The organism is Streptomyces sp. NBC_01257, assembly GCF_035917255.1.
Classification (GTDB): domain Bacteria; phylum Actinomycetota; class Actinomycetes; order Streptomycetales; family Streptomycetaceae; genus Streptomyces.
The window spans coordinates 7088322-7113627 of sequence record NZ_CP108472.1; the positions used below are offsets into that span (position 1 = coordinate 7088322).

Genomic DNA, 25306 nt, shown 5'->3' on the forward strand with positions numbered 1-25306 from the left:
CGACGGGCGACCGGTACACACCGCCTGAGTCCTGGAGAAGGCGAGGACTTGAGCATGGGATCCACCTCCGCCCACAAGAATGAGGGCCTTGGCCGTCGCGATGTGATCAAGCGGTCTGCCGCACTCGGTCTGATCACCGTCCCGACGATGAGCTTCCTGTCCGCCTGCGCGAGCAGTGACAGCGGCAGCGACGACTCGGTCAAGAAGGGCAAGACCAGCGCGAAGAACCCGCTGGGCGTCAACGAGACGGCCGCGCTCGACGTGGTCATCTTCGACGGCGGCTTCGGCCAGCAGTACGCGATCGACGCGGAGAAGAAGTACACCGCGGCGTTCCCGAAGGCCAAGGTCAAGCACACCGCGACGCAGAAGATCCAGTCGCAGCTGCAGCCGCGCTTCAACGGCGGCACCCCGCCGGACCTGATCGACAACTCGGGTGCCGAGCAGATGGACATGGGTGTCCTCGTCGGCAAGAAGCAGCTGCTCGACCTGACGCCGCTGATGGACGCCCCGTCCATCGACGACCCGAGCAAGAAGGTGCGCGACACCCTGCGCCCGGGCGTCCTGGAGATGGGCCAGTTCGACGGCGACCCGGTCTGGATCATGTACTACGCGTACACCGTGTACGGCGTCTGGTACTCGCAGACCGCGCTGGACAACCTGGACGCCCAGTACCCCGAGAACTGGGACGACATGCTCGCCCTCTGCGCCAAGGCGAAGAAGAAGGGCATCGCCGGCTGGACGTACCCGGGCAAGTACCCGTACTACCTGCCGTTCTCGCTCTACCCGTTCATCGCCAAGATCGGCGGCCGGGAGGTTCTCGACAAGATCGACAACCTGGAGCCGAACGCCTGGAAGGACCCCGCCGTCAAGGCGGCGTTCGAGGCGTACTACGAGCTGTTCCAGAAGGGGTACATCCTCAAGGGCACCCCGGGCCTGACCCACATCCAGTCGCAGACCGAGTGGACCAAGGGCAAGGCGCTCTTCATCCCGAACGGTTCGTGGGTGGAGAACGAGGCGGCGCCGACCACGCCCAAGGACTTCAAGATGATGGTCGCGGCCCCCTCCGGTCTGGACGCGTCCGACAAGATGCCGTTCGGCACCATCTGGGCGTCCGGCGGCGAGCCCTTCGTCGTCCCGGCCAAGGCGAAGAACAAGGAGGGCGGAATGGAGCAGCTGCGCATCATGCTCTCCGAGGAGTCCTCCAAGAACTTCACCAAGCAGGTCAAGTCCCTCAGCGCCTTCAACGGCGGCACCGACGGCCTGACCCTCTCCACGGCCATGCAGGCCGGTGTCGACGCGCTGAAGAAGGCCGGCGACAACGTGGTGAACCCCCGTCTGCAGGACTGGTACGTGAAGCTCCAGAAGGAGCAGATCGGCACGGCGGGCATCGGCGAGATGATGGCCGGACGCCTGACCCCTGCCGAGGCCATCAAGAAGATCCAGGGCTACGCGGACGCCGCGGCCAAGGACCAGTCCATCAAGCACTACAAGCACCAGTGAGTAACCGTCACCAGCGGCGGCTCCCGCGGAAAGATCGGGGTCGGTAAACGATGCAGCACGGCAAGTACCGGTTCATTGTGGGGTTCCTGGTAGTCCCACTGGCGTTGTACGCGGTCTTCGTCATCTGGCCGTTCATCCAGTCCATCTATTACTCGTTCACGGACTGGACCGGCCTGAGCCCGGACTTCAAGATGGTCGGCCTCGACAACTACACGAGGATGTTCAAGGACGACATTTTCTGGAAGTCGCTGCAGCACAGCGTGCTGCTCGTGCTGCTGCTGCCGCTGGTGACGCTGGGCCTCGCGCTCTTCTTCGCCTTCATGCTCAATGTCGGAGGCCGGCGGCGCAAGAACGCCGCGGTCTCCGGCGTGCGGGGTTCGGGCTTCTACAAGATCGCGTATTTCTTCCCGCAGGTGCTCTCGATCGTCATCGTCGCCCTGCTCTTCCAGTTCGCGTACAACCCGCGCAGCGGAATGCTGAATTCGGCGCTCAAGGGGATCGGACTCGACTCCATCCAGCCGGACTGGCTGGGCGACCCGAACCTGGCACTCATCTGCGTCATGGTGGTGCTGGTCTGGTCGACGGTCGGCTTCTTCGTCGTCCTCTTCTCCGCCGGAATGGCGTCCATCCCGAAGGACTTCTACGAGGCGGCGCTCCTGGACGGGGCCAGCCGCGTCACGACGTTCTTCAAGATCACCCTGCCGCTGCTCTGGGACACCGTGCAGTCCGGGTGGGTCTACATGGGCATCCTGGCACTCGGGGTCGAGGCGTTCACGGCCGTACAGGTCATGACCGTGGGCCCCGGCGGTCCCGACTACGCGACCTCCGTCCTGCCGCTGTACGTCTACCAGACGGCGTTCCGCGACGGTCAGGCCGGATACGCGACCACGATCGGTGTGGGACTGCTCGTCGTCACCATGGTGTTCGCCGCCATCGTGATGCGTCTGGGCCGGCGCGAACGGCTGGAGTTCTGATGCTGTGCTTCCCGGGACGCGGTGCCCGGATCCCCAGCAGGCAAGACAGCCCGGTCCGCGCGGCCGGCTCGACAGTACGAGGTGAGCACACGTGAAGGCCACTGAAACCCCTCCCGTGGTCACGGTGAAGGAACCGGCCCCCGTGTCCAAGGCGCCCGCCCAGGGCGGCAAGGAGAAGGGCAGCGAGGGCAAGATCCTCAACGTCTTCTCCCACGGTGTGCTGATCATCTGGGCGATCCTGGTGGTCATGCCGCTCCTCTGGGCGGTCATGACCTCGTTCAAGACCGATGACTCGATCCTGTCGACGCCGTGGGCGCTGCCGGACAAGCTTCACTTCGAGAACTGGTCGCGCGCCTGGAGCCAGGCGCACATGAGCGAATACTTCTTGAACACGATCGTGGTGGTGGGCGGTTCGCTCATCGGCACGCTGCTGCTCGGCTCGATGGCGGCCTACGTACTGGCCCGCTTCGACTTCCCGGGCAACCGCTTCGTGTACTACCTGTTCATCGGCGGGATGAGCTTCCCGATCATCCTGGCGCTGGTCCCGCTGTTCTTCGTCATGAACAACATGGGGCTGCTGAACACGACGCACGGGCTGATCCTGGTCTATATCGCCTACTCGTTGCCGTTCACCGTCTTCTTCCTCACCGCGTTCTTCCGGACGCTGCCGGGGTCCGTGGCGGAAGCGGCGATGATCGACGGGGCCTCGCACACCCGGACGTTCTTCCAGGTGATGCTGCCCATGGCGAAGCCCGGTCTGATCAGCGTCGGCATCTTCAACTTCCTCGGGCAGTGGAACCAGTACATGCTGCCCACGGTGCTGAACAGCGACCCCGACCACCGGGTGCTCTCCCAGGGCCTGGTCGAACTGGCCAACAGCCAGGGCTACAAGGGCGACTGGTCCGGCCTCTTCGCCGGTCTGGTGATGGCGATGCTCCCGGTCCTCGCGGCCTACATCGTCTTCCAGCGCCAGGTCGTGGCCGGTCTGACCGCGGGAGCGGTGAAGTAACCCTCCCCGGACACCGCAAGATCCACCGAACCGCCCGCCGGCTTCCCAGCCGGCGGGCGGTTCGTCTGCGTACGGGGGAGTTCGCGGACCCCGTCGTGCGAGGGTCCCGTGCTCATCAGAGGCTTCGAATGCTCAAGGTCTTGACGGGGAGTACCCCAAAACGCTCAGCTTAGAGTTCACATGTTGGAGAAAATGGCAGGAGTGAGAGAGTCGATGGAGACTCCGGGGTCGCAGACATCTCTGCATCGCGCCAACCTTGAGCGGGTCGTGCGCGCCGTACGTATGGCGGGTTCGCTCACCCAGGCGGAGATCGCCAGGAGCACGGGCCTCTCCGCGGCCACCGTCTCCAATATCGTTCGCGAACTGAAAGAGGGCGGCACCGTAGAGGTGACCCCCACCTCGGCCGGCGGCCGCCGCGCCCGCAGCGTCTCGCTCAGCGGGGACGCGGGCATCGTCATCGGCGTCGACTTCGGACACACGCACCTGCGCGTGGCGGTCGGGAACCTGGCCCACCAGGTGCTCGCCGAGGAGTCCGAGCCGCTGGACGTGGACGCCTCGTCCGCCGAGGGCTTCGGACGGGCGGAACAGCTGGTCAACCGGCTGATCGAGACCACCGGGATCAGCCCGGGCAAGGTCATCGGGGTGGGTCTCGGTGTTCCCGGCCCGATCGACGTCGAGTCCGGCACGCTGGGCTCCACGTCGATCCTGCCGGGCTGGACGGGCATCAACCCCAGCGAGGAGCTCACCGCCCGCCTCGGCGTGCCGGTGTACGTGGACAACGACGCCAACCTCGGGGCGCTGGGCGAGCTGGTGTGGGGGAGCGGCCGCGGGGTCCGGGACCTCGCGTACATCAAGGTCGCGAGCGGTGTCGGCGCCGGTCTGGTGATCGACGGGCACATCTACCGGGGACCCGGCGGCACGGCCGGCGAGATCGGCCACATCACCCTCGACGAATCGGGCCCTGTCTGCCGCTGCGGCAACCGCGGGTGCCTGGAGACCTTCACGGCCGCGCGGTACGTCCTGCCCCTGCTCCAGCCCAGCCACGGGCCCGATCTCACCATGGAGCGGGTGGTCCAGCTGGCCCGGGAGGGCGATCCGGGCTGCCGCCGGGTGATCGGTGACGTGGGGCGGCACATCGGCAGCGGGGTGGCCAACCTGTGCAACCTGCTCAACCCGAGCCGCGTGGTGCTCGGCGGTTCGCTCGCGGAGGCCGGCGAACTGGTCCTCGGACCCATCCGCGACTCCGTGTCGCGCTACGCCATCCCCAGCGCCGCACGGCAGCTCTCGGTGCTCCCCGGGGCCCTCGGGGGGCGTGCCGAGGTGCTGGGCGCGCTGGCGCTGGTCCTGAGCGAGATGGGCGATTCGACCCTTTTGGAGAGCACACTCCCCGCGGCTACGCCTGCCTTCACTTAGATAACGAATGGCACCGTTGTCATCTCGTTAAGGATTTACTCCTTGACGCCGCCGTCGCGGCCGAGTTGACTCCAAGCCACCTCGGCCGCAACGCTGCGGCCTCGTCAGGGAGGCACACCCGCAATGAACGCAATGACGCGACGCATCGTCATAGGCACGGCCGCAGTTTCGATGGCCGTCTCCCTCGCAGCCTGTGGCAAGGCGGGCGACGATAAGGACAGCGGCAGCGGTGGCGACAGCAAGACCATCGGTCTGCTGCTGCCGGAGAACAAGACCACGCGTTACGAGACCTTCGACCGCCCGATGATCGAGGCGAAGATCAAGGCGCTCTGCTCCGACTGCGAGGTCAAGTACAACAACGCCGCCGGCGACACCGAGACCCAGAAGAAGCAGTTCGACGCGCTGGTCACCCAGGGTGTCAAGGTCATCGTGCTGGACACGGTCGACTACAAGGCCGCGAAGTCCTGGGTCCAGCAGGCCGACAAGAAGGGCGTCAAGGTCGTCGCGTACGACCGGCTCGCCGAGGGCCCGATCTCCGCGTACGTCTCGTACGACAACGAGAAGATCGGCCGCCTCCAGGGCGAGGCGCTCGTCAAGGCGCTGGGCGACAAGGCGAAGAGCAGCAACGTCGTCATGATCAACGGCTCGCCGCTCGACCCGAACGCCCCCTTCTTCAAGAAGGGCGCGCACAGCGTCCTGGACACCCAGGTCAAGAAGGTCGTCTACGAGCAGGACATCCCGGACTGGTCGCCCGAAGAGGCGAACAAGAAGATGGGTGCCGCCATCGACTCGCTGGGCAAGAGCGGCTTCCAGGGCGTCTACTCGGCCAACGACGGCATGGCCGGCGGCATCATCACCGCCCTCAAGAAGCAGGGCGTGAAGGTCCCGGTCGGCGGTCAGGACTCCGAGCTCGCCGGTCTGCAGCGCATCATCGCGGGCGACCAGTCCTTCTCGATCTACAAGCAGATCAAGCCGCAGGCGGACACCACCGCCGAGATCGCGGTCAAGCTGCTCAAGGGCGAGAAGATCGACTCGCTGACCAACACCAAGGTCGACAGCCTCTCCGGCGAGTTCAAGGCCACCCCGTCGCGTCTGTACGACGCCACGGTCGTGACCAAGGAGAACATCGCCTCCACGATCATCGCGGACAAGGTCTACAAGGCCTCCGACATCTGCACCGCCGAGTTCAAGGCGGCCTGCGACGCCGCCGGCATCAAGTAACTCCGGCGACGGCCCCCACGGGCCCTTGAGCCAGTCCGGCACCCGCCCCGTCAACGCCCCGCAAGCGGGGGCGGGGCCGGACTCTTCTTCCCAGGTCAGGTCGTCGGACCGCCGCCAACCCGGGCCCCCGGCCACGGGCGACGACGACGGCCCGACGACCCGACCTGGCACCCCCCTTGCATCGGTGCCTCTCCCGGCAGGCTCTGCCCCCGTCGCGCCGCCCGGTACGCACGCTCGCCGCGTCGGCCGGAAGGCCTGGTAGCTCCGCGCTACGAGATCTTCCGCCCGTCCTGCGACCGCACGTACTGGACGACGCTCCTCACGGGGCGGACATCGCCGGTCACGGCACTCGCACCATCCCCGCCGGTCAGGCGGCGAAGGAGATGATTCACGTGTCCGCTACGCCCGTGCTGGCGTTGCGCGGAATCTCCAAGCGGTTCGGCGCCGTCCAGGCGCTCACCGATGTGGACCTGGAGATTCACCCCGGCGAAGTGGTTGCCCTGGTCGGCGACAACGGCGCCGGCAAGTCAACCCTCGTCAAGACCATTTCGGGCGTCCACCCGATCGACGAAGGCGCCATCGAGTGGGAGGGCGAGACGGTCCGGATCAACCGGCCGAACGACGCCCAGGACCTCGGGATCGCCACCGTCTACCAGGACTTGGCCCTCTGCGACAACCTCGACGTCGTCGCCAACCTCTTCCTGGGCAACGAGCTGCGCAGCGCCTCCGTCCTCGACGAGATCGCGATGGAGAAGCGCGCCAAGGAACTGCTGGACACCCTGTCCATCCGGATCCCCAGCGTCCGTATCCCGGTCGCCGCGCTCTCCGGTGGCCAGCGCCAGGTCGTGGCCATCGCGCGCGCCCTGATCGGTGACCCCAAGGTCGTCATCCTCGACGAGCCGACCGCCGCGCTCGGCGTCGAGCAGACCGCACAGGTCCTCGACCTCGTCGAGCGGCTGCGTGAGCGTGGCCACGGCGTCATCCTCATCAGCCACAACATGGCCGACGTGAACGCCGTCGCGGACAAGGTCGCGGTGCTCCGGCTGGGCCGCAACAACGGTGTCTTCGACGTCGCCGCCACGTCCCACGAAGAGGTCATCGCCGCGATCACCGGCGCCACGGACAATGCCGTCACGCGCCGCAAGGCACGCACAGCCACGAAGGAGGACGCGAAGTGAGCGACCTCGCCAAGACCCCCGGTCCTTCCACCGAGAAGACCGAGAAGACCGCCACGGTGCCGGCCCAGTCCGAGCAGTCCGCGGCCCCCGTCCCCGCGGTGGACCCCCGTCTCCTCATACGTGAGGAGGGCTTCAAGGGCTACTGGTCGGAATTCACCCGCAAGGTGCGCGGCGGTGAGCTCGGCTCGCTGCCCGTCTTCGTCGGCCTGATCGTCATCGCGATCGTCTTCCAGCTCCAGAACAGCAACTTCCTCTCCGCCGGCTCCGTCGCCAACATCGCCGTGTACAGCTCCGGCCTCGGCATCATGGCGGTCGGCATCGTGTTCGTGCTGCTGCTCGGCGAGATCGACCTGTCGGTCGGTTCCGTCGCGGGCGTCGGCGCGGCCACCTGGGCCGTCCTCAACGTCAACCACGGCTGGCCCGAGTGGCTGGCGATCGTCACGGCGATCCTGGCCGGTACGGTGCTGGGCGCCCTGCACGGCTTCTTCTTCGCCAAGATCGGTGTGCCGGCCTTCGTCGTCACCCTGGCCGGCTTCCTCGGCTGGAGCGGTCTGCAGGACTGGATGATGGGTGGCGAGGGCTCGATCAACACGCCGTCCGGCAGTGTCGTCGAGAACCTCACCAACTACTTCTTCGAGGACAAGGGCGTCGGCTACGGCCTGGCCCTGGTCGCCGTCCTCGCGTACGCCGCCTCGCTCCTGGTGGACAGCAAGCGCCGCAAGGCCGCGAACCTGCCCGCCCGCCCGATGGCCGAGATCGTGCTGCGCACCGGCGTCGTCGCCGTCCTGTGCTTCGTCGTCGCGTACGTCCTGAACGAGCCGGCCGGTGCCCGCGGTCTTCCGCTGGCCCTGGTGCTCTTCCTCGCCGTGCTCGTCGTCGCGGACTTCGTGGCCCGCCGTACGACCTTCGGCCGCCAGGTCTTCGCGGTCGGCGGCAGCCCGGAGGCGGCACGCCGCGCCGGTATCAGCGTGGACCGGATCCGGATCACCGTCTTCGCGCTCTCCGGCACGCTGGGCGCCTTCGGCGGCCTCTTCATCGCCAGCCTCTCCGGCGGCGCGACCAAGAGCGTCGGCGGCGGCAACACCCTGATGCTGGTCATCGCGGCCGCCGTCATCGGTGGCACCAGCCTCTTCGGTGGCCGGGGCAAGGTCTGGTCCGCACTGCTCGGCATGATCGTCATCCAGTCGATCCAGCAGGGCCTGAACATGATCGGCATGGCCAACGCCGTGCAGTACATGATCACCGGCGCGGTCCTCCTCGCCGCCGTGGTCATCGACTCGGTCTCCCGCCGCACGCAGAAGACCGCAGGCCGCGCCTAGGCTCACCCGGCCCCGCGGGGCCCCGTGACACGCAACGCCGGACAGTGCCCGGCGCCCCTCCACAGGGCGCCGGGCACTGTCACGTACCGGCCCGGGGTGGGACAGCACACCCCGGGTGGATGCCCGATGCGGCGGGCGGAACATTAGACTCATCGGATCGGCATGCTCGACCAGCACAATCGCAAGGAGGCACGGTGACACAGCCGCGCGAAGCGCGTCATGCACGGGCGGTGGCGGGCGACGGATGGGATCTGCTGAACCGCATCGGCGGACCGCGTGACCTGGACCGGCTCACCCCCGAGCAGCTGGAGCAGCTCGCCGAAGAGATCCGGACCTTCCTCGTCGACGCCGTCTCCAAGACCGGCGGCCACCTCGGACCCAACCTCGGCGTGGTCGAGCTGACCATCGCCCTGCACCGGGTCTTCGACTCGCCGAAGGACAAGGTCCTCTTCGACACCGGCCACCAGAGCTATGTGCACAAGCTCCTCACCGGCCGGCAGGACTTCTCGAAGCTCAAGAGCAAGGGCGGCCTCTCCGGCTACCCCTCGCGCGCCGAGTCCGAGCACGACGTCATCGAGAACTCCCACGCCTCCACCGTGCTCGGCTGGGCCGACGGCCTTGCCAAGGCCAACGAGGTGCTGGGCCGCCCCGACCACGTCGTCGCGGTCATCGGTGACGGAGCTCTCACCGGCGGCATGGCCTGGGAGGCGCTGAACAACATCGCCGCCGCCAAGGACCGCCCCCTCGTCATCGTCGTCAACGACAACGAGCGCTCCTACGCCCCGACCATCGGCGGCCTCGCCAACCACCTGGCGACCCTGCGCACCACCGACGGCTACGAACGCTTCCTGGCCCGCGGCAAGGACCTCCTGGAGCGCACCCCCGTCGTCGGCAAGCCGCTGTACGAGACGCTGCACGGCGCCAAGAAGGGCCTCAAGGACTTCATCGCCCCGCAGGGCATGTTCGAGGACCTCGGCCTGAAGTACGTCGGCCCGATCGACGGCCACGACCTGGAGGCCCTGGAGTCGGCGCTCCAGCGCGCCAAGCGCTTCGGCGGGCCCGTCATCGTGCACTGCCTCACGGAGAAGGGCCGCGGCTACACCCCGGCCCTGCTCGACGAGGCGGACCGCTTCCACGCCGTCGGCAAGATCCACCCCGACACCGGCCTGCCCGTCGCCACCTCCGGCCTCGACTGGACCTCCGTCTTCGGCGAGGAGATGGTCAAGCTCGGCCACGAGCGCGAGGACATCGTCGCGATCACCGCGGCCATGCTCCAGCCGGTCGGCCTGACCAAGTTCGAGAAGGCCTTCCCGGACCGGATCTACGACGTCGGCATCGCCGAGCAGCACGGCGCGGTCTCCGCGGCGGGCCTCGCCACCGGCGGTCTGCACCCGGTCTTCGCGGTGTACGCCACCTTCCTGAACCGCGCCTTCGACCAGGTCCTGATGGACGTCGCCCTGCACAAGTGCGGTGTGACGTTCGTCCTGGACCGGGCCGGGGTCACCGGTACGGACGGCGCCTCGCACAACGGCATGTGGGACATGTCGATCCTGCAGTGCGTGCCGACGCTGCGGATCGCCGCCCCGCGCGACGCCGACCAGGTCCGCGCCCAGCTGCGCGAGGCCGTCGAGGTCGACGACGCGCCGACGGTCGTCCGCTTCTCCAAGGGCGCGGTCGGCCCGTCGGTCAAGGCCGTCGGCACGGCCGGCGGCATGGACGTGCTGCGCAAGCCGGCCGCCGCCCGGCCGGACGTCCTGCTCGTCTCCATCGGGGCGCTCGCCCCGATGTGCCTGGAGATCGCGGACCTGCTCGACGCCCAGGGCATCTCGACCACCGTCGTCGACCCCCGCTGGGTCAAGCCCGTCGACGAGGCCATGGCCCCGCTCGCGGCCAGGCACCGGGTCGTCGTCACCGTCGAGGACAACAGCCGGGCCGGCGGTGTCGGCTCCGCCGTCGCCCAGGCCCTGCGCGACGCCGACGTCGACGTACCGCTGCGCGACTTCGGCATCCCGCCGGTCTTCCTGGACCACGCCTCCCGCAAGGAGGTGATGGCCGAGATCGGGCTGACCGCACCGGACATCGCCCGTCAGGTCACCGGCCTGGTCGCCAAGCTCGACGGCCGCTACGACACGGACGCGGCGAACAGCTCGGTGGCGGAGCCGGTCCGCGACTGACGCGTACCGCCGCACGGCCGACTGGGCCGGTCGCCCACCCTGTACGGGTGGACCGACCGGCCCATTCGTGTGAAATCCCGCCCGGTGAGGCGTGGCGGAGGCGGCCGGGTCCGAATCATGGCGTGCACGACGAGTGCGTGGAGGTACGCCGGTGAGCACCCAGCAGGACCTGCCCCCCAGTGGAGACGGGCTGTTCCGGACCAAGACGGTCGAACAGTCCATCCGCGACACCGAGGAGCCGGAGCACGCCCTCAAGAAGTCCCTCTCCGCCCTGGACCTCACGGTCTTCGGAGTGGGCGTCATCATCGGCACCGGCATCTTCGTGCTCACCGGCAAGGTGGCCAAGGAGACCGCCGGACCGGCCACCGCCATCGCCTTCGTGGTGGCGGGCGTCGTCTGCGGCCTGGCCGCGCTCTGCTACGCGGAGTTCGCCTCCACCGTCCCGGTGGCCGGCTCGGCGTACACCTTCTCCTACGCCTCGCTCGGTGAGCTGGTCGCCTGGATCATCGGCTGGGACCTGGTCCTGGAGTTCGCGCTGGGCACGGCGGTGGTGGCGGTCGGCTGGTCCGGCTACGTCCGCTCGCTGCTGGACAACGCGGGCTGGCACCTTCCCGACGCGCTCTCCGGACCGGACGTGGCGGACGGATTCGGCTTCGACATCCTCGCCTTCGTCCTCGTGCTGGTGCTGACCGTCATCCTGGTCCTCGGCATGAAGCTGTCCGCGCGGGTCACGACGGTGGTGGTCGCCATCAAGGTGACCGTCGTCCTGATCGTGATCATCGCGGGGCTCTTCTTCATCGACACGGCGAACTACTCGCCCTTCGTGCCCGAGGCCCAGCCGCAGCCCTCCGGATCGGGCCTTGACGCCCCGCTGGTCCAGCTGATCTTCGGCTACGCCCCCACGAACTTCGGCGTCATGGGCATCTTCACCGCCGCCTCCGTCGTCTTCTTCGCCTTCATCGGCTTCGACGTCGTCGCCACGGCCGCCGAGGAGACGAGGGTCCCGCAGCGCGACATGCCGCGCGGCATCATGGCCTCGCTCTTCATCTGCACGGCCCTGTACGTCGCCGTATCGATCGTCGTCACCGGAATGCAGCACTACACCGAGCTCTCCGTGAGCGCCCCGCTCGCCGACGCCTTCAAGGCCGTCGGCCACCCCTTCTACGCGGGCGTCATCAGCTTCGGCGCCGCGGTCGGCCTCACCGTGGTCTGCATGATCCTGCTGCTGGGCCAGACCCGGGTGTTCTTCGCGATGAGCCGCGACGGCCTGCTGCCGCGCTTCTTCTCCAAGACGCACCCGCGGTTCCACACCCCGTACCGCCCGACCATCCTGCTCGGCGTGCTCATCGCGGTCATCGCCGGTTTCACCAGCATCAACGAACTCGCGACGCTGGTGAACATCGGCACGCTCTTCGCCTTCGTCGTCGTGGCGCTGGGCGTCATCGTCCTGCGCCGCACCCGCCCCGACCTGCACCGCGCCTTCCGCACGCCGCTGGTCCCGCTGATCCCGATCCTGTCGGTCGCCGCGTCGGTCTGGCTGATGCTCAACCTGCCGGCCGAGACGTGGCTGCGGTTCGGCGTCTGGATGGTCATCGGCGTGGTCATCTACTTCGCGTACGGACGCGGGCACAGCCGGGTGAACCGCACCCGGGTGTGACGACGACGGCCCCGCCGGGCCACGGGGCCGGCGGGGCCGTACGGTCTGCCGCGGCGTCAGCCGCCGGTGGCAGGCGACTTCTTGGCGGACTCCGGGATGGTGGCGTCCTCGCGGATCGCCTTCCACAGCGTGCCGGCCTGCGGCTCCGCGGAGATCACCCGGTTCGGGTCGATCTTGTCGTAGGCGACAGGGAGCATGATGGTCTCCATCGATGCCGGGTCGACCCCGTTCATCGAACGGGCGAAGTCGGTCAGCGACTTGAGCGAGGCGAGACCCTCGTCGGTGGTCAGCGACTTGGTCGCGGAGTTAGCGATCTTGTAGGCGCTGGTCGGACTCCCCAGCAGATCCTGCTTCTTGACCTCGCTGAGCAGGGCGAACAGGAACTGCTGCTGGAGCCCGATGCGCCCGAGGTCGCTGCCGTCACCGATGCCGTGCCGGGTGCGGACGTAGGCGAGGGACTGGGTGCCGTCGAGCTTGTGGGACCCGGCGGTGAGGTCGAGACCGGAGGACTTGTCGTGGATGTCCTCGGGGACGTCGACGGTCACGCCTCCGATGGCGTCGACGAGACCCTTGAACCCGGAGAAGTTGATCTCCAGGTAGTGGTCGATGCGCACACCGGACAGCTTCTCGACGGTCTTGACCACACAGGCGGGGCCGACCTGGGAGTACACGGAGTTGAACATCACACGGTTCGCGGACTTCACCGTCGAGCCGTCGGCCTTGGTGCACTCGGGCCGGGTCACCAGGGTGTCACGGGGTATCGAGACGGCGACCGCCTTGCTGCGCCCTTCCGGGATGTGCACGACCATCGCCGTGTCGGAACGCGCCCCGCTGACGCCCGCGCCGCCGCCCAGCTCCTTGTTCTCGGCCCCGGCCCGCGAGTCCGAGCCCAGGACCAGCAGGTTCTGCCCGCTGGTCGGCAGCTTCTCGGGACGGTCCTCACCGAGCGCCTTGTTGATGTCGACGCCCTTGATGTTCCCGTCGAGCCGGCTGTAGAGCCAGTAGGCCGTGCCGCCCGCGGCGATGACGAGCACCAGAACGGACAGCAGGACGGCCCGGCGTATGCGCTGGCCCCGCGTCCGCACACGCTTGCGCCCGCGGCGGGGGTTCTCCGGGGAGCTCCGGTGTCCGGGCATGGTGGCGTCTTGGCTCATCCTGAGTGAGTCCTCACAACTTGTGGCCTGGTCAGGGCGCAGGTGATGGGGGTGGGACTCGGGTGGGGGGTGAAGCCGGTCCGCGTTTCCTGGTGAATGAGCACTATAGACAGTCGATCTGGTGTACGTACGGTGCCCATGGTGTGAAGACGGCCCGCCGACCGGCCGGGGGAGTCGCCGGGCGGCCGCGAAACCGTACGCGGGGCGGGCCGGAAGGCACCTTCGGGGCGGGGCTTAGGATGTGACAGCTTCGGGACGCTGCACGCGTTGCTCGAACACCGGTTCTTGAAAGGTGATCGCAGACCATGCTCGGACAGGATGCCCGTGCGACCTCGAAGGTCGCGCCTGAAAGCAAGGCGCTCCGCGGCATCTGGCTCACCCGCGGGAAGGACGGCAGGCTCACCGCCTACGTCCCCGGGGAGGGCGGCCTGCGCCGCTGGACGGAGAGCCGCCCGGGCGGTCCCGGCTGGGACGCTCAGGACACGGTGCCGGCGCCTGACCTGACGCATCTGTCCGTGACCCAGAACGCCGATGCCTACGTCCACTTCGCCGGCCGTCGTGAACGAAGCGCGGCCGACGGAGAGGTCACCGTCGACATCGTGCACGCGATCCAGTACCAGACCGGCCGCCCGGCCTCGGCCTGGCACTCGCTCGGCACCCCGCACAAGGAAGCCGACGTGGGCCGCAGGCTCGGTGCGCCCGTCGCCGTCGTCAGCGAGTCCGGCGAGGTGCACATCGCCGTACGCAACGGGCGCGGGGGCATGATGATGCGCCGCGAGCGGCCCGACGGGAAATGGCGTGGCTGGGAGGACCTGCGCGGCAAGCACATCAAGCAGGAGCCCGCGGTGGTCGCGCTCGCCTCCGGCTGCGTCGTGCTCCTCGCGGCGACGCACGAGGCCTGCCTGTACTGGGAGCAGCAGGAGCCCGCCGGGGGATTCGGCGCGTTCCGGAGCCTGGAGATCACGGCGGACCCCGGCTCCCTCAGCGTCCTGGAGACGGCACCCGGCCGGGCCACCTACTACTGGACGGATCCCGAGCACGGGGTCGTCGCCTACCGCGCCGGCACCGGGACCATGCCCCTGGGCGGCGCCCCGGGCGACGGTCCGCACGCGGCGGTCCGCACGTCCCTGGACGGGCTCGACTGCACGGTGCTGGCCCATCGCGGGACGAACGGCACCGCGGTCGTCGGCGTCGGGGTCACCGAGAACGAGGCCGACGGCCTGTGGTGGTCCGACACCGGAGCCCCCTGCCTGACCACCCCGGCGCTGGCGCACGACGCCGAGGGCCTGCTGGTGATGGCGGTCGCCGGCCCGGACGGTGTGCCGCGCGTGGCGAGGCAGACGGACGGGCCGGGCCTGAGCTTCGGGCAGTGGCGCGAGATCTGAGCCGCCCCCGTCACCTCCACAACACCGCGGGAGCGGTGGGGTGATGACCTCGGCACCGGACGACCGGTGCCCGTGAAGGATGGGCGCGGGACGCCGGGCACGGCGGCAGCCACCCGTTCATGTGTCCGATCCTGCCTATGATGTCTCGATTCTGGCCCCCGATGTGAGGGCCGCTGCCCTGGAAGGTTGAGGAAGAGCCATGCGGGGTGCCCTGTCACACGAGGCGGAGCGGCGGAGCGCGCCCACCGGCGCCGGACCGGTCGGCCGGGTCCTGGGCGGACCCTGGCTGCTGGCCGGACAGGACGGCAGGCTCACTGCCTACGTGCACACCGAGGACGCGCTGCTCCGGTGGACGGAGGAGGCCGTGGGGGGTCCGCGCTGGTCGGGTCCGGACACGTTTCCGGCGAAGGACCTGACGCACCTCACGGTGGTTCAGGGACCCAACCGCTATGCCCACCTGATCGGACGCCGGGTGCGGCCGAAGGCCGACGCCAGGTCGGCCGTGGACATCGTGTGTGCCACTCAGTTCCAGACGGGCCGCCCCGTCACCGAGTGGCGGTCGCTGGGCAATCCCTTCAAGGACATCGACCGGTCCGAGCAGGTGGGAGCTCCCGCGGCAGCCGTGGCCGACGGGGGCGCCCTGTACGTCTGCGTTCCGACCGCCTGGGGAGGCGCGGCGCTGCGGCGCGAGGACAAGCACGGGCAGTGGGAGGCCTGGAAGGAACTCGACGTCGCGGGCGTCACCGACCGGCCCTCGCTCGCGGCGACGGCCGCCGGGCTGGTCGAGGTGCTCGTCCCCACCCGGGTGGCAGCCCTTCATCTGCACCAGGGCAGCCAGGGCGGGGCCATGGTCCGGGGCTATGACGCCGGAGTGATCCCGCTCCCCGGGTCGGCGACGGCCCTGGAGACCGCTCCGGGCCGGATGACGCACTACCTGACCGACGTCCGGGGGGCCGGTGTCGTCGCCTTCCGGGCCGGGAACTGGCCGATGCCGCTCGGCGGCACCCCCGGGGACGGGCGGACCGCGGCACTGCGTGCGACGGTGGACGGTTTCGACTGCACGCTGCTGGCCCTGCGGGGTACGGACGGCGTGGTCCGGCTGGGTGCCTGTCCGGCCGAGGAGGAACGGGGCGGTATGTGGTGGACGGACACCGGTACGGACTGCGCCGGGGACCCGTCGCTCGCGCTCGACGGACACGGCCGGGCGGTCGTGGCGGCGGTCGGGACCGACGGCTGCCTCGTCCTCGCCCGGCAGACGGACGGGCCGGGTCTGACCCTGAGTGACTGGAGACGGATATGAGCACCACCGCCGGGAGTGGCCGGGTGGCCGTCGTCGCGGAGTGCGCGCGAGACGCCGCGGTGCTCGTCGCGGCCGAGACCGCCGGCGGGTCCGGAATCGGTGTGATCTGCCTCCGTGACGACGGCAAGGAGGGGCGGGCTGCCCTGGACCGGGCCCTTGCCGATGCCTCGGGGCGCGGCTGCCGGGTGGCGGGACCGCCCCGGTTCGTGACCGGGGAGCGCGAGGCCGCCATCGCCGGAGTCGTGAAGGAACTGCTTGCGCTGCGGCCGCGGCGGATTCGCGTTCCTGACCCCGATCCGACCCATCAGGACTGGGACATGGAGGCGGGCCGCCCCGTGTACGACGAGCCCGACGAGCGCGCTGCGGCGGCCCTGGTCGCGCTCCGGGCCGCACGCGAGTACCAGGTGGAGTCGTCGGCTCCCGTCCTCGTGGATTGCCGGCGTACGGAACCCCCCACCGCCCACGGCGCCGCCGTCTCCTGCCCGCGCTATCCGGCTGTCACCGGCTGGCTGACCGAGGGTTTCGACGGCAGATCGTCCGCCTTCCTCCCCTCCGCGGCGGGTGTGCTGAGGTGGACCCAGCAGCGGCGGCACGGCACCGCCTGGGACGGACCGGAGCTTCTGCCGGGGCCGCGACTGATGCCCGGGCTCCGCGTCGTGCGGGACTTCTCGGGTCTCCCGCACCTCTTCGCGCTGCGCAGGACCGCCCGCAAGGGCGGGGGCGATGACATCGAGATCGTGCACGCCGCCCAGTACCGCACCGGACACCCGCTCACTCCGTGGCACTCCCTGGGCAGCCCGAACGCCGGGGACGCGTACAAGAGCCGGGAGACCGGATTCCCCGCGGCCGGGTTCGACGCCGCGGGCGGACTCGTGGTCTTCGCACGGAACTTCGGCCACAGCGTCAGCTTTCGCGAGCAGCGGCCGGAGGGCGGCTGGTCCCCCTGGCGGCACCTCTCGGGTGTGCGCGTGGCCGACGAACTGGTGACGGTCACGACGCACAAGGGAGAGGTCGAGCTCCTCGCCCGGGTGCGGGACTCGGCGGCCGTCGTGCGCTGGCACCGTCCGGCGCCGGACGGGGAGTGGGCCGAGGACCGCACCGTGCCCATCGCTCCCCGCGCCGGTTCCATGGCGGCGGGACCCGAACCGGGCACGGTGGTCTACCGGGACCTCGGGACGGGTGAACCGTGGCTGTGGTACCTGGGCTCGACGGCCCCGGTTCCGCTCGGCGGGGCCGCGGGCGAGGGCCCGGTCACGGGGGTGCGCGGCGTCGAGGCGGACGGGTGGAGCTACTCGTTGCTGGTGCGGCCCGACGCCGGCGGCGCGTGCGCGGTCGGCGCGTTCGCCGAGGGAAGGCCCGATGCCGGGGTGTGGTGGAACAGCCTGGCCGGAGCGGAGCCGTACGGCGTGCCCGCGGCGGTCCTGGACCGTACCGGCATGGTCACGGTGGCGACTCTCACAGGAGAGGCACAGCTCACCGTGGTGAACCGAGAGTCACGGACGGGGGGCTTCGAGTTCGGCCCCTGGTACACAGCGTGATGGTGGCCGACCGAGGCTGATCGTTCTTCTCCATATGAACGATCAATGCTGGTGAACATCGGTTTAGTTTTTGATAAAGTCCGCAAGCCTTCATGTGAGGGACCCGTGGACATGTCGCGAAGATGAAGGCACCTCTCGCCTGAACGTGCATCGCCCGGGCTGTCCGCTGTCGTTCTCGTGACTGAGGGGTTATGGCCAAGCTGTCCCTGCGTGCTGTCCAGAAGCTGACATGCAAGAAGCGTGACGCGTGGTGGACGGTTGTTCTGGTCGATCCTGTCGCGACCCGCATGCTCATCGTCATGGCGAGGTTCCGCTTCATCACGCCGAACCGCGTGACCTGGGCCGCCCTCTTCGTGGGGCTCGGTTCCGCCGCACTGTTCCTCAAGGGCGACACGCAGTCCCTCATCATCGGCGCCGCGCTCTACCACCTGAGCTTCATCTTCGACTGCATCGACGGCAAGCTCGCACGCCTCAAGGGCAACGGCACGGTGTTCGGCGGCTGGCTGGACTACGTCTTCGACCGCATCCGCGTGCTGTTCTGCGCCCTCGCGCTCATGGGCGGGCAGTACCTGCGGAACGGGGACGAGCGGTACCTGCTGGCGGCGCTGCTCGTCGTCTTCCTCGACATGCTGCGGTACGTGGACGCCCTGCAGATCTACAAGATGCGCATGTCCATGCGTACGAAGATCGAGAAGGTCACCCGGGAGAAGAAGGAGGCCGAACTCGCGGCGGCCGAGGCGGCGAGGGGCGCGTCGGGCGAGCCGGCGGCGCCGCAGATCCAGTTCATGGAGGACCTGCTGCGCGAGAACCCCGAAGCCGAGGCCGAGACGCTCAAGGAACAGGCCGAAGCCGCGCACGTCGTGGACCTGCACGCACAGTTCCGCCACCGCTTCCCCTGGTACCAGCGGTTCCGTCAGGCCCTGCTCCGCAGCCGGATCAGGCCGCACCTGATCAGCGGCATCGAGTTCCAGATGTTCATCTTCATCGTCGGTCCGCTGATCGGCCGGATCCTGATGACCACCCTGGTCTCCGCGGTCCTGCTCGGCATCTTCGAGCTCGTCATCATGTACAAGTTCTGGCTCTCCACCCGCGACTTCACCACCGTCATGGAAGAGCTGAGCACGGCCCCCACCCAGGCGGGCACCATCGCCCCCCACCTGCACCGCGGCCGTCATCGCCGCGGAGTGCAGGACGAATTCCTGGTGGACCAGCGCCTCGTCGATCCGCGGCCCGACGAGGACCCGTACTTCCAGCCGTACCCCGAGCCGTACACGTCGTACGAACCCGACGCATGGGAACCCCATGCGCAGACGTACACGCAGCAGCCGGTGGAGGGCTACGTCCTCCCGGTGCACGGCGGGTCGCACGCGGCCGGCCCGTACCACCCCCTGCCGCAGGAGCAGGGATACCCGGGTGAGCGAGAGAGCGTCGGATGAACAACGAACGGGACACCCCTGACGTCTGGGTGACAGTGGTCATCCCCGCCTACAACGCCGCGACGACCATCGGCAAGGCGGTCCAGTCCGCCGTCAACCAGACATACGAGCTGGTCGAGGTCGTCGTCGTCGACGACGCCTCCACGGACAACACGCTCGACGTCGTCAAGGGCTTCGCCGGCAACAACCCGCGCGTGCGCGTACTGCGCCGCGCGGAGAACAGCGGTGGCGTCGGAGCGCCGCGCAACATGGGCATCGCCCAGGCCGCCGGCCGGTACGTGATGTTCCTCGACGCCGACGACGAACTGCCGCCGCGCGCGTGCGAGCTGCTGCTGGCCAGTGCGCTGGAGACGGGCAGCGACATCACGGCGGGCAAGGCCGTCCGGATCAACCGGGCCACCGGCGACAGCCAGACTTGGGCTCCCGAGGTCTTCGCACTGGGGCGCACCGTCCCCAACCTCGTGGAATTCCCCCTGATGCTCACCGACCCGATCGCGGCGGCGAAGCTGTACCGGGTGGACTTCCTCCGGTCACAAGGGGTCTTCTTCCCGGAAGGGGTCTTCTACGAGGACACCTACTTCTCCACGGTGGCCGGCTGCCTGGCCGACGGGATCACGATCATCACCGACCCCGTCTACCGGTGGATGTGGGAATCCGATGGCGGTTCCATCACCGGCCGCACCGGGGAGCTGCGCAGCATCACGGACCGGGTCGCGGTGCACCGTGCCACCGACGCGTTCCTCCTGGACCGCGGTCTGTGGCAGCTCAAGGTGCGCAAGGACTCCAAGTTCCTCGCCCACGATCTCCGCCTCTACATGCGCGCACTCGCCGAAGGCGACCCGGACTTCCAGCAGGGCTTCGCGCAGATCGCGAGCAACTACCTCTTCTCGATCAGTGAGGAGGCGTTCGAGCTCTGCGACCCCGTCGACCGGGTCCGCGCCTTCCTGCTCATGTACCAGGAGATCGAAGCGGCGCTCACGACCCTGGACTACGCCCAGCGCAAGAGCACCCTGTCGTCCTTCCTGGTCGAGGAGGAGGGGCGCGTCTACTGGTCGGGCGATCACCTGCATCTGCCGGAGGCCCGGCGCATGCTCGACGTGACGGAACTCGGTCTGTCCGCCGCGAACCTCTCCCAGGTACCGCTCTTCGCCCAGCTGGACCGCTGGTCGCTGACCGGCGGAAAGCTCCGGTTCGATGGCAGCCTCGTCAACCGTTTCGGGCGGATAGCGGCGGGCGACGACCTCAAGCTCACCCTGGCCGTCCGCAACCGGTTCACGAAGCGGGACCTCACCGCCGCCGTCTCGGGCACGGAGGTCGACGAGCGGTTCGTGGGCTTCGGCGGTGTGGTGGACCTGGAGTCCGTGCTCGGCAGGGAATTCTCCGACAGCACCGTCTGGAACGTCTCCGTCATCGTGGAGTGGAAGCGGACCCGCTCCCGGTCCCCGCTCAACGTGCGCGACAGCGACCTCTCCGCCTTCACCTTCCGGGCGCAGGACCAGGAGCTGGAGGGGTACCGCACCGTCAGCGGCAACCTGGCCCTGCGATGCGCCGCCGACGGGCGCAGGACCTTCGACGCCGAGCAGAGCGACCCGGCCGCGCCCTGGATGTGGTGGCGGAAAAGGATCTCCCCGCCACTGCCGTACGTGACGGGGGAGTACGGTCTCGCGGTCGTCGTGCCCTGCTACAACGTCGAGAAGTACATCGACGACTGTCTCGGCTCGGTCGCCGCCCAGAGCGGCTTCGCCGACACCCAGGTCATCCTCGTCGACGACGGATCCACCGACGACACCTCGCGCATGCTGGACCACTTCGCCGGCTTCTACGCCAACGTGGTCGTCGTCCACCAGGAGAACGGCGGTCTCGGGAACGCCCGCAACAACGGCCTCGACCGGGTCACGGCGCCCTACGTCACCTTCCTCGACTCCGACGACATCCTCGGCGAGGACGCCTTGGCGCACATGCTCCGGGCGGCCCGGCGCGACGCTTCGGACGTCGTGGTCGGCGACCTGGTCAACTTCCCGGACCGCCCCTACGGCCCCTGGAAGCAGTACTTCGGGGGCGGTGACCGCCTGGTCAAGGACTTCGCCGAGGTGCCGGACCTGGTCTTCAGCGGCTCGGCGTGCAACAAGCTCTTCAGCACCGGGCTGCTGCGCGACCTGGGTCTGCGCTTCGGTGAGGGCGTCCACTTCGAGGACGCGTGGCTGACGCTGCCCGCGATGCTGCGCTCCGGCGCCATCAGCGTGGTCGACCGGCCCGTCTACTACTACCGGGGCCGTCCCGACGGTTCGTCCATCATGGACTCGCTGTGGAGCAAGCCGGCGAACTACTGGGACCACCTGAAGCTCAACCACTTCCTGCTGAACATGTCGGCGGACGAGTCACCGGAGATCCGCAGGATCTTCCAGAGGTACGTGACCCGTACGTACAAGGGATTCCTCTGCAACGCCCGCAACATGATGGGCAGGTCGCAACTGGAGGAGATATTCCCCGGGATCCGGTCGCACTACGCGGACATCCCGGACGACGTGATCGACGAGTTCGTCACCAACCCGGCGCAGCAGCTCGACCACTATGCGGCGAAGACCGGGAACTTCGCCCTGTTCGTCGCGCCGGAGGACGTCCTGGAGAACGTTCCGCTGGCCGTTCAGGTGGACGACGAGGGCTTCTTCCGGATGTTCGGGAATCCCGCACGGCAGTCGAGTGCCGCCCGCGTGAAGGACCCCAACGTCGTCGTGGAGTCGGTGCGCGCGCGGGGCTCGGTTCTGGTGGTCGAAGGCTGCATGTCCTTCCCGGGCATGAACATCGACTCGAAGTTCGTCAACCTCCTGGAGTTCGTCCATCAGACGCGTGCGGAGAAGATCGTCGTTCCGCTCCGGCAGATCTACCGGCGGGACCTCAACAACGCCAGGAACGGCAAGGACGTCTATGCCGGCTGGTACGCCGAGATCCCGCTGAGCAAGCTCGTCGAGGGCGGGTTCAGGGCGGGCGACTTCCGGCTGCGCGTTCATTCGCCCGACGGCACGCGTCACCGCAACGTGGTGATGAAGGCCCGGCTGCCGCTGCACCGCCTCAAGGGCGTCGGTGAAGTCGGCGGGTACCGGTACATGATGACGATCGGGGACAGCGACTCCCTGCACTTCAGACTGATCAACCGCACGGTGAGGGCCCGCCTGAAGCAGGTCCTCTGGCGGACCGCGCGTGAACTCCGGATCATGAAGCGGCGGAACCCGGGCTGGCGGATGAGGCTGGCCTACTGGCTCGTCTATCCCCTGCTGCACTCGCGCGAGATATGGATCATCGGCGAACGCTCGGACACGGCGCAGGACAACTCCTACCACTTCTTCAAGTGGATCAGGGAGAACCGGAAGCGATGCCGCGCCTACTACGTCATCGACGGTGACTCCGCCGACTTCGCGAAGGTGAGTCCGTACGGAAACGTACTGAAGCTGGGCTCGTGGAAGCACCGCATGTACCTGCTCCACGCGACCAAGCTCATCGGGGCCTACGACTCCGAGTCCTATCTGGTCCCGCAGGGCTACCGGAAGGCTCTCTACCTGCACCGGTTCGGTGAGCTGATCCGGTACCAGCGCATATTCCTGCAGCACGGCATCACGTACAACGACGTGACGAGCGGTGCGTCGCAGTGGATCACCAGCTACGACATGATCATCACCGGCGGGCGTCAGGAGCGCGAGTTCTTCGCCGAGGAGGCGGGATACGGATCGAGGGCCGTGCTCGCCGGCTTCACCCGGTTCGACGCGCTGCGCAAGGAGCCGAGGGAGCGCCCGCGCATCCTTCTCATGCCGACCTGGCGCCAGTGGATCGTCACGGCTTCGTACAAGAAGGGCGCGGGCCCGGCGAAGACGTCCTTCACACAGTCCGAGTACTTCCGGTTCTACCGCGCGCTCCTGTCCGACGCCCGGCTCGCGCGGGCGCTGGACCACTTCGGCGTCGACCTGGAGTTCTTCCCGCACTACGAGATCCGTCCCTACCTCCATCACTTCCAGCTCGATTCGCCGTCGATCATCGTGGCCGATCCGCAGGCACGCAATGTGCAGCAGGCCATGAAGGAATGCGCCCTGATGGTGACGGACTACTCCTCCGTCTTCTTCGACGTGGCCTACATGGACACCCCGATCGTCCATGTGCCCTTCGACGAGGAGGACTTCTACGGGCGGCACTACAAGCGCGGCTACTTCGACCTCTCGACGGACGGGTTCGGTCCCGTCTGCCGGACGGTGGACACCGCCGTGGACGAGATCATCGCCTCGATCAGGAACCGGTTCGTCGTGCAGTCCCCGTACCGCGAGCGGGCCGAGCAGTTCTTCGCCCACCGCGACCACGGGAACTGCGAGCGGGTCTTCGAAGCGATCGACAGCCTGGGCACCGCGGGGGCGAGCGCCCTCGCACCGCCGGGACCGGTGGTCCCCGGTCACGTGCGGCAGACCGAGAAGGTGTGGGAAAGTGCTGCCTGAGAGCGGGGCGGGCATGGAGCCCGCATACCGGATCTTCATCGCCGGTGATTCGACCTCGGTCGCGAGGGAGATGAGCCGGGCGCCGATGACGGGGTGGGGGCAGGTGCTTCCGCTCTTCTTCGATCCCCGGGTCGAGATCGTGAACTGCGCCCGCGCGGGCGCCAGTTCCCGCACCTTCAGCGAGCGCGGGCGGCTGGACTGGATCCTGGAGAACATCGCGCCGGGCGACTACCTGCTCATCTCGTTCGGCATCAATGATGCCAAGCCCGAGAAATGGCTGCGGACCGAGGCCTTCGGCGACTTCCGTTCCTGTCTCCGCCGTTTCGTGCACGGCGCCCGCTCGCGCAACGCGCACCCGGTGCTGGTGAGCACGCACGAGCGGAACACCCACGACGTGCACGGAAACCTCTCGCGTGAGCACGTGGAATACGCCATGGCGATGCATGACGTCGCCGTCGAGACCAGCACGCCCTACATCGATCTCTACCACCAGAGCCTGTCGTGGTGGACGGAGCTGGGGGACGAGGGCACCCGTTCGCTGTTCGTTCACCTCCGGCCGGGTGAGCATCCGAACTATCCCGACGGCTTCGACGATCCGGGGCACCTGATTCCCGCCGGAGCCATCGCCTGCGCCCGTTTCGTCGCCTACTCGCTCGTCGCGCAGCAGATCATCCCGCCGAACTGGGCCGTCGATCTCGACCGGCAGGATTTCCCGCCCACGGCGGTGACCTGGCTCGACGACGAGACCCATGCCGCCTTGACCCGGGCCAGGACCTCCGGCGCGGGGGCGGAACTGTGACGGACACGCGCATGTACCCGATCGCACGGCTGAGGAGCGTCCAGCCCGGAAACCCGGCCATCGTCTGCACCGTGGAGCTTCACGGGGACAAGGACCCGGCCCGTCCGCTGCGGCCGGGCGAGACGGCCGCGTTCGAGCTCAAGGTCGTACCCGAGGGGCCGGGATCGCGCTACTACGGCTATCTGATGGTCGAGTCGTTCAGCAGGGTGGCCGTGGTGGAGGGGGCCGCCGGGATGAGCCTGCTCGCGGTGGGCGACCGGTATGCGACCTCCACCGTCCCGGGGGAGGAACGGACGGCCCGGTTCGCGCTGACGGTTCATGAGAACGTGCCCCTGGACGCCTTCCTCGTACCGCAACTGCGGGCAGGCATCATCGCCGACGGCGGGAGCAGCCTCACGGCGAGCACCCGGTCGATCAAGCAGCTCGGCTACCGGATCGCCCCGCTCCCGGCCCAGGGCAGGAAGCTCATGGTGCCGCCCGGGTACCGGGGCGCGGTCAACGGCCTCACGGACGGACTGGGGGACGGCGTGCGGCTGGTCGGCGTCGGCCCGGCCCGTTTCGGGGAGACGGGCGTCGGCCCCGACGGGCTGGTGACCTACAGCCCGGTCACCGGGTTCGCGGGCTACGACTCGTTCGACTACGTACTCGCCGACGCGGCGGACCGGCTCACACGTGCGCAGGTCACCGTCTTCGTGGGCGATCTGGGCACCACGCCCGGAGTGATCGCGGGCTGAGGCCCGCCAGTGTCCAGGGGCCGAGAACGTCCAGTCCACC

Annotated in this window: 17 protein-coding genes; 16 read left to right on the top strand and 1 reads right to left on the bottom strand. The window is 68.6% G+C overall.

What is annotated here, in order from left to right; translation table 11 throughout:
* Positions 1–54 precede the first annotated feature (54 nt).
* The 9 genes from ngcE to OG408_RS30970 all read left to right on the top strand — a co-directional run bounded on the left by ngcE (position 55) and on the right by OG408_RS30970 (position 12445).
* A complete protein-coding gene (gene ngcE / locus OG408_RS30930) occupies positions 55–1500 on the top strand; it encodes an N-acetylglucosamine/diacetylchitobiose ABC transporter substrate-binding protein (RefSeq protein ID WP_266784077.1) in 1446 nt (481 codons plus the stop codon).
* 50 nt (positions 1501–1550) lie between these two features.
* On the top strand, positions 1551–2474 hold the full coding sequence (locus OG408_RS30935) for a carbohydrate ABC transporter permease (protein WP_285566233.1): 924 nt from the start codon (positions 1551–1553) through the stop codon (positions 2472–2474).
* A 91-nt stretch (positions 2475–2565) separates the two neighbouring features.
* Entirely contained in the window at positions 2566–3483 is a 918-nt protein-coding gene (locus OG408_RS30940; RefSeq protein WP_266784081.1) for a carbohydrate ABC transporter permease, read from the top strand.
* Between the two features lie 213 nt (positions 3484–3696).
* Positions 3697–4896: an ROK family transcriptional regulator gene (locus OG408_RS30945; RefSeq protein ID WP_266786518.1), complete on the top strand. Its 1200-nt coding sequence runs from the start codon at positions 3697–3699 to the stop codon at positions 4894–4896.
* 123 nt (positions 4897–5019) lie between these two features.
* A complete protein-coding gene (locus OG408_RS30950; protein ID WP_326673152.1) occupies positions 5020–6117 on the top strand; it encodes a substrate-binding domain-containing protein in 1098 nt (365 codons plus the stop codon).
* 383 nt (positions 6118–6500) lie between these two features.
* The gene (locus tag OG408_RS30955) at positions 6501–7295 is read left to right on the top strand and encodes an ATP-binding cassette domain-containing protein (protein WP_266784085.1); all 795 of its coding nucleotides are present in this window, start codon (positions 6501–6503) and stop codon (positions 7293–7295) included.
* The gene (locus OG408_RS30960) at positions 7292–8614 is read left to right on the top strand and encodes a sugar ABC transporter permease (protein ID WP_405405946.1); all 1323 of its coding nucleotides are present in this window, start codon (positions 7292–7294) and stop codon (positions 8612–8614) included. Before OG408_RS30955 ends, OG408_RS30960 begins: the two co-directional genes overlap by 4 nt.
* A gap of 194 nt (positions 8615–8808) precedes the next feature.
* Positions 8809–10788: a 1-deoxy-D-xylulose-5-phosphate synthase gene (gene dxs, locus OG408_RS30965; protein WP_266784087.1), complete on the top strand. Its 1980-nt coding sequence runs from the start codon at positions 8809–8811 to the stop codon at positions 10786–10788.
* A 151-nt stretch (positions 10789–10939) separates the two neighbouring features.
* On the top strand, positions 10940–12445 hold the full coding sequence (locus OG408_RS30970) for an amino acid permease (protein WP_266784089.1): 1506 nt from the start codon (positions 10940–10942) through the stop codon (positions 12443–12445).
* A 56-nt stretch (positions 12446–12501) separates the two neighbouring features.
* Here the strand turns inward: OG408_RS30970 and OG408_RS30975 are convergent, their stop codons facing one another.
* Positions 12502–13599, bottom strand: coding sequence for an LCP family protein (locus tag OG408_RS30975; protein WP_266784091.1), 1098 nt, complete (start codon positions 13597–13599; stop codon positions 12502–12504).
* 305 nt (positions 13600–13904) lie between these two features.
* Between OG408_RS30975 and OG408_RS30980 the strand changes: the two genes are divergently transcribed.
* From OG408_RS30980 to OG408_RS31010, 7 genes are all read left to right on the top strand, one after another.
* Positions 13905–14984: a hypothetical protein gene (locus tag OG408_RS30980; RefSeq protein WP_326673155.1), complete on the top strand. Its 1080-nt coding sequence runs from the start codon at positions 13905–13907 to the stop codon at positions 14982–14984.
* Positions 14985–15183: 199 nt separating this feature from the next.
* Positions 15184–16284 (top strand): hypothetical protein, encoded by a 1101-nt coding sequence (locus tag OG408_RS30985; protein ID WP_326673156.1) that lies wholly within the window; start codon positions 15184–15186, stop codon positions 16282–16284.
* On the top strand, positions 16281–17822 hold the full coding sequence (locus tag OG408_RS30990; protein ID WP_326673158.1) for a hypothetical protein: 1542 nt from the start codon (positions 16281–16283) through the stop codon (positions 17820–17822). Before OG408_RS30985 ends, OG408_RS30990 begins: the two co-directional genes overlap by 4 nt.
* Before the next feature lie 191 nt (positions 17823–18013).
* Positions 18014–19258: a CDP-alcohol phosphatidyltransferase family protein gene (locus OG408_RS30995; RefSeq protein ID WP_326673159.1), complete on the top strand. Its 1245-nt coding sequence runs from the start codon at positions 18014–18016 to the stop codon at positions 19256–19258.
* The gene (locus OG408_RS31000; protein ID WP_326673161.1) at positions 19255–23733 is read left to right on the top strand and encodes a bifunctional glycosyltransferase/CDP-glycerol:glycerophosphate glycerophosphotransferase; all 4479 of its coding nucleotides are present in this window, start codon (positions 19255–19257) and stop codon (positions 23731–23733) included. Before OG408_RS30995 ends, OG408_RS31000 begins: the two co-directional genes overlap by 4 nt.
* The gene (locus OG408_RS31005) at positions 23723–24532 is read left to right on the top strand and encodes a rhamnogalacturonan acetylesterase (protein WP_266784103.1); all 810 of its coding nucleotides are present in this window, start codon (positions 23723–23725) and stop codon (positions 24530–24532) included. Before OG408_RS31000 ends, OG408_RS31005 begins: the two co-directional genes overlap by 11 nt.
* Before the next feature lie 11 nt (positions 24533–24543).
* Positions 24544–25266, top strand: coding sequence for an Ig-like domain-containing protein (locus OG408_RS31010; protein ID WP_266784105.1), 723 nt, complete (start codon positions 24544–24546; stop codon positions 25264–25266).
* Positions 25267–25306: the final 40 nt, after the last annotated feature.

Bases quoted from the DNA above. Each gene is read 5' to 3' on its own strand.
- ngcE (WP_266784077.1), top strand. From the start codon at position 55: ATGGGATCCACCTCCGCCCACAAGAATGAGGGCCTTGGCCGTCGCGAT.
- OG408_RS30935 (WP_285566233.1), top strand. From the start codon at position 1,551: ATGCAGCACGGCAAGTACCGGTTCATTGTGGGGTTCCTGGTAGTCCCA.
- OG408_RS30945 (WP_266786518.1), top strand. From the start codon at position 3,697: ATGGAGACTCCGGGGTCGCAGACATCTCTGCATCGCGCCAACCTTGAG.
- OG408_RS30950 (WP_326673152.1), top strand. From the start codon at position 5,020: ATGAACGCAATGACGCGACGCATCGTCATAGGCACGGCCGCAGTTTCG.
- OG408_RS30955 (WP_266784085.1), top strand. From the start codon at position 6,501: ATGATTCACGTGTCCGCTACGCCCGTGCTGGCGTTGCGCGGAATCTCC.
- OG408_RS30975 (WP_266784091.1), bottom strand. From the start codon at position 13,599: ATGAGCCAAGACGCCACCATGCCCGGACACCGGAGCTCCCCGGAGAAC.
- OG408_RS30980 (WP_326673155.1), top strand. From the start codon at position 13,905: ATGCTCGGACAGGATGCCCGTGCGACCTCGAAGGTCGCGCCTGAAAGC.
- OG408_RS30985 (WP_326673156.1), top strand. From the start codon at position 15,184: ATGCGGGGTGCCCTGTCACACGAGGCGGAGCGGCGGAGCGCGCCCACC.
- OG408_RS30990 (WP_326673158.1), top strand. From the start codon at position 16,281: ATGAGCACCACCGCCGGGAGTGGCCGGGTGGCCGTCGTCGCGGAGTGC.
- OG408_RS30995 (WP_326673159.1), top strand. From the start codon at position 18,014: ATGGCCAAGCTGTCCCTGCGTGCTGTCCAGAAGCTGACATGCAAGAAG.
- OG408_RS31000 (WP_326673161.1), top strand. From the start codon at position 19,255: ATGAACAACGAACGGGACACCCCTGACGTCTGGGTGACAGTGGTCATC.
- OG408_RS31010 (WP_266784105.1), top strand. From the start codon at position 24,544: ATGTACCCGATCGCACGGCTGAGGAGCGTCCAGCCCGGAAACCCGGCC.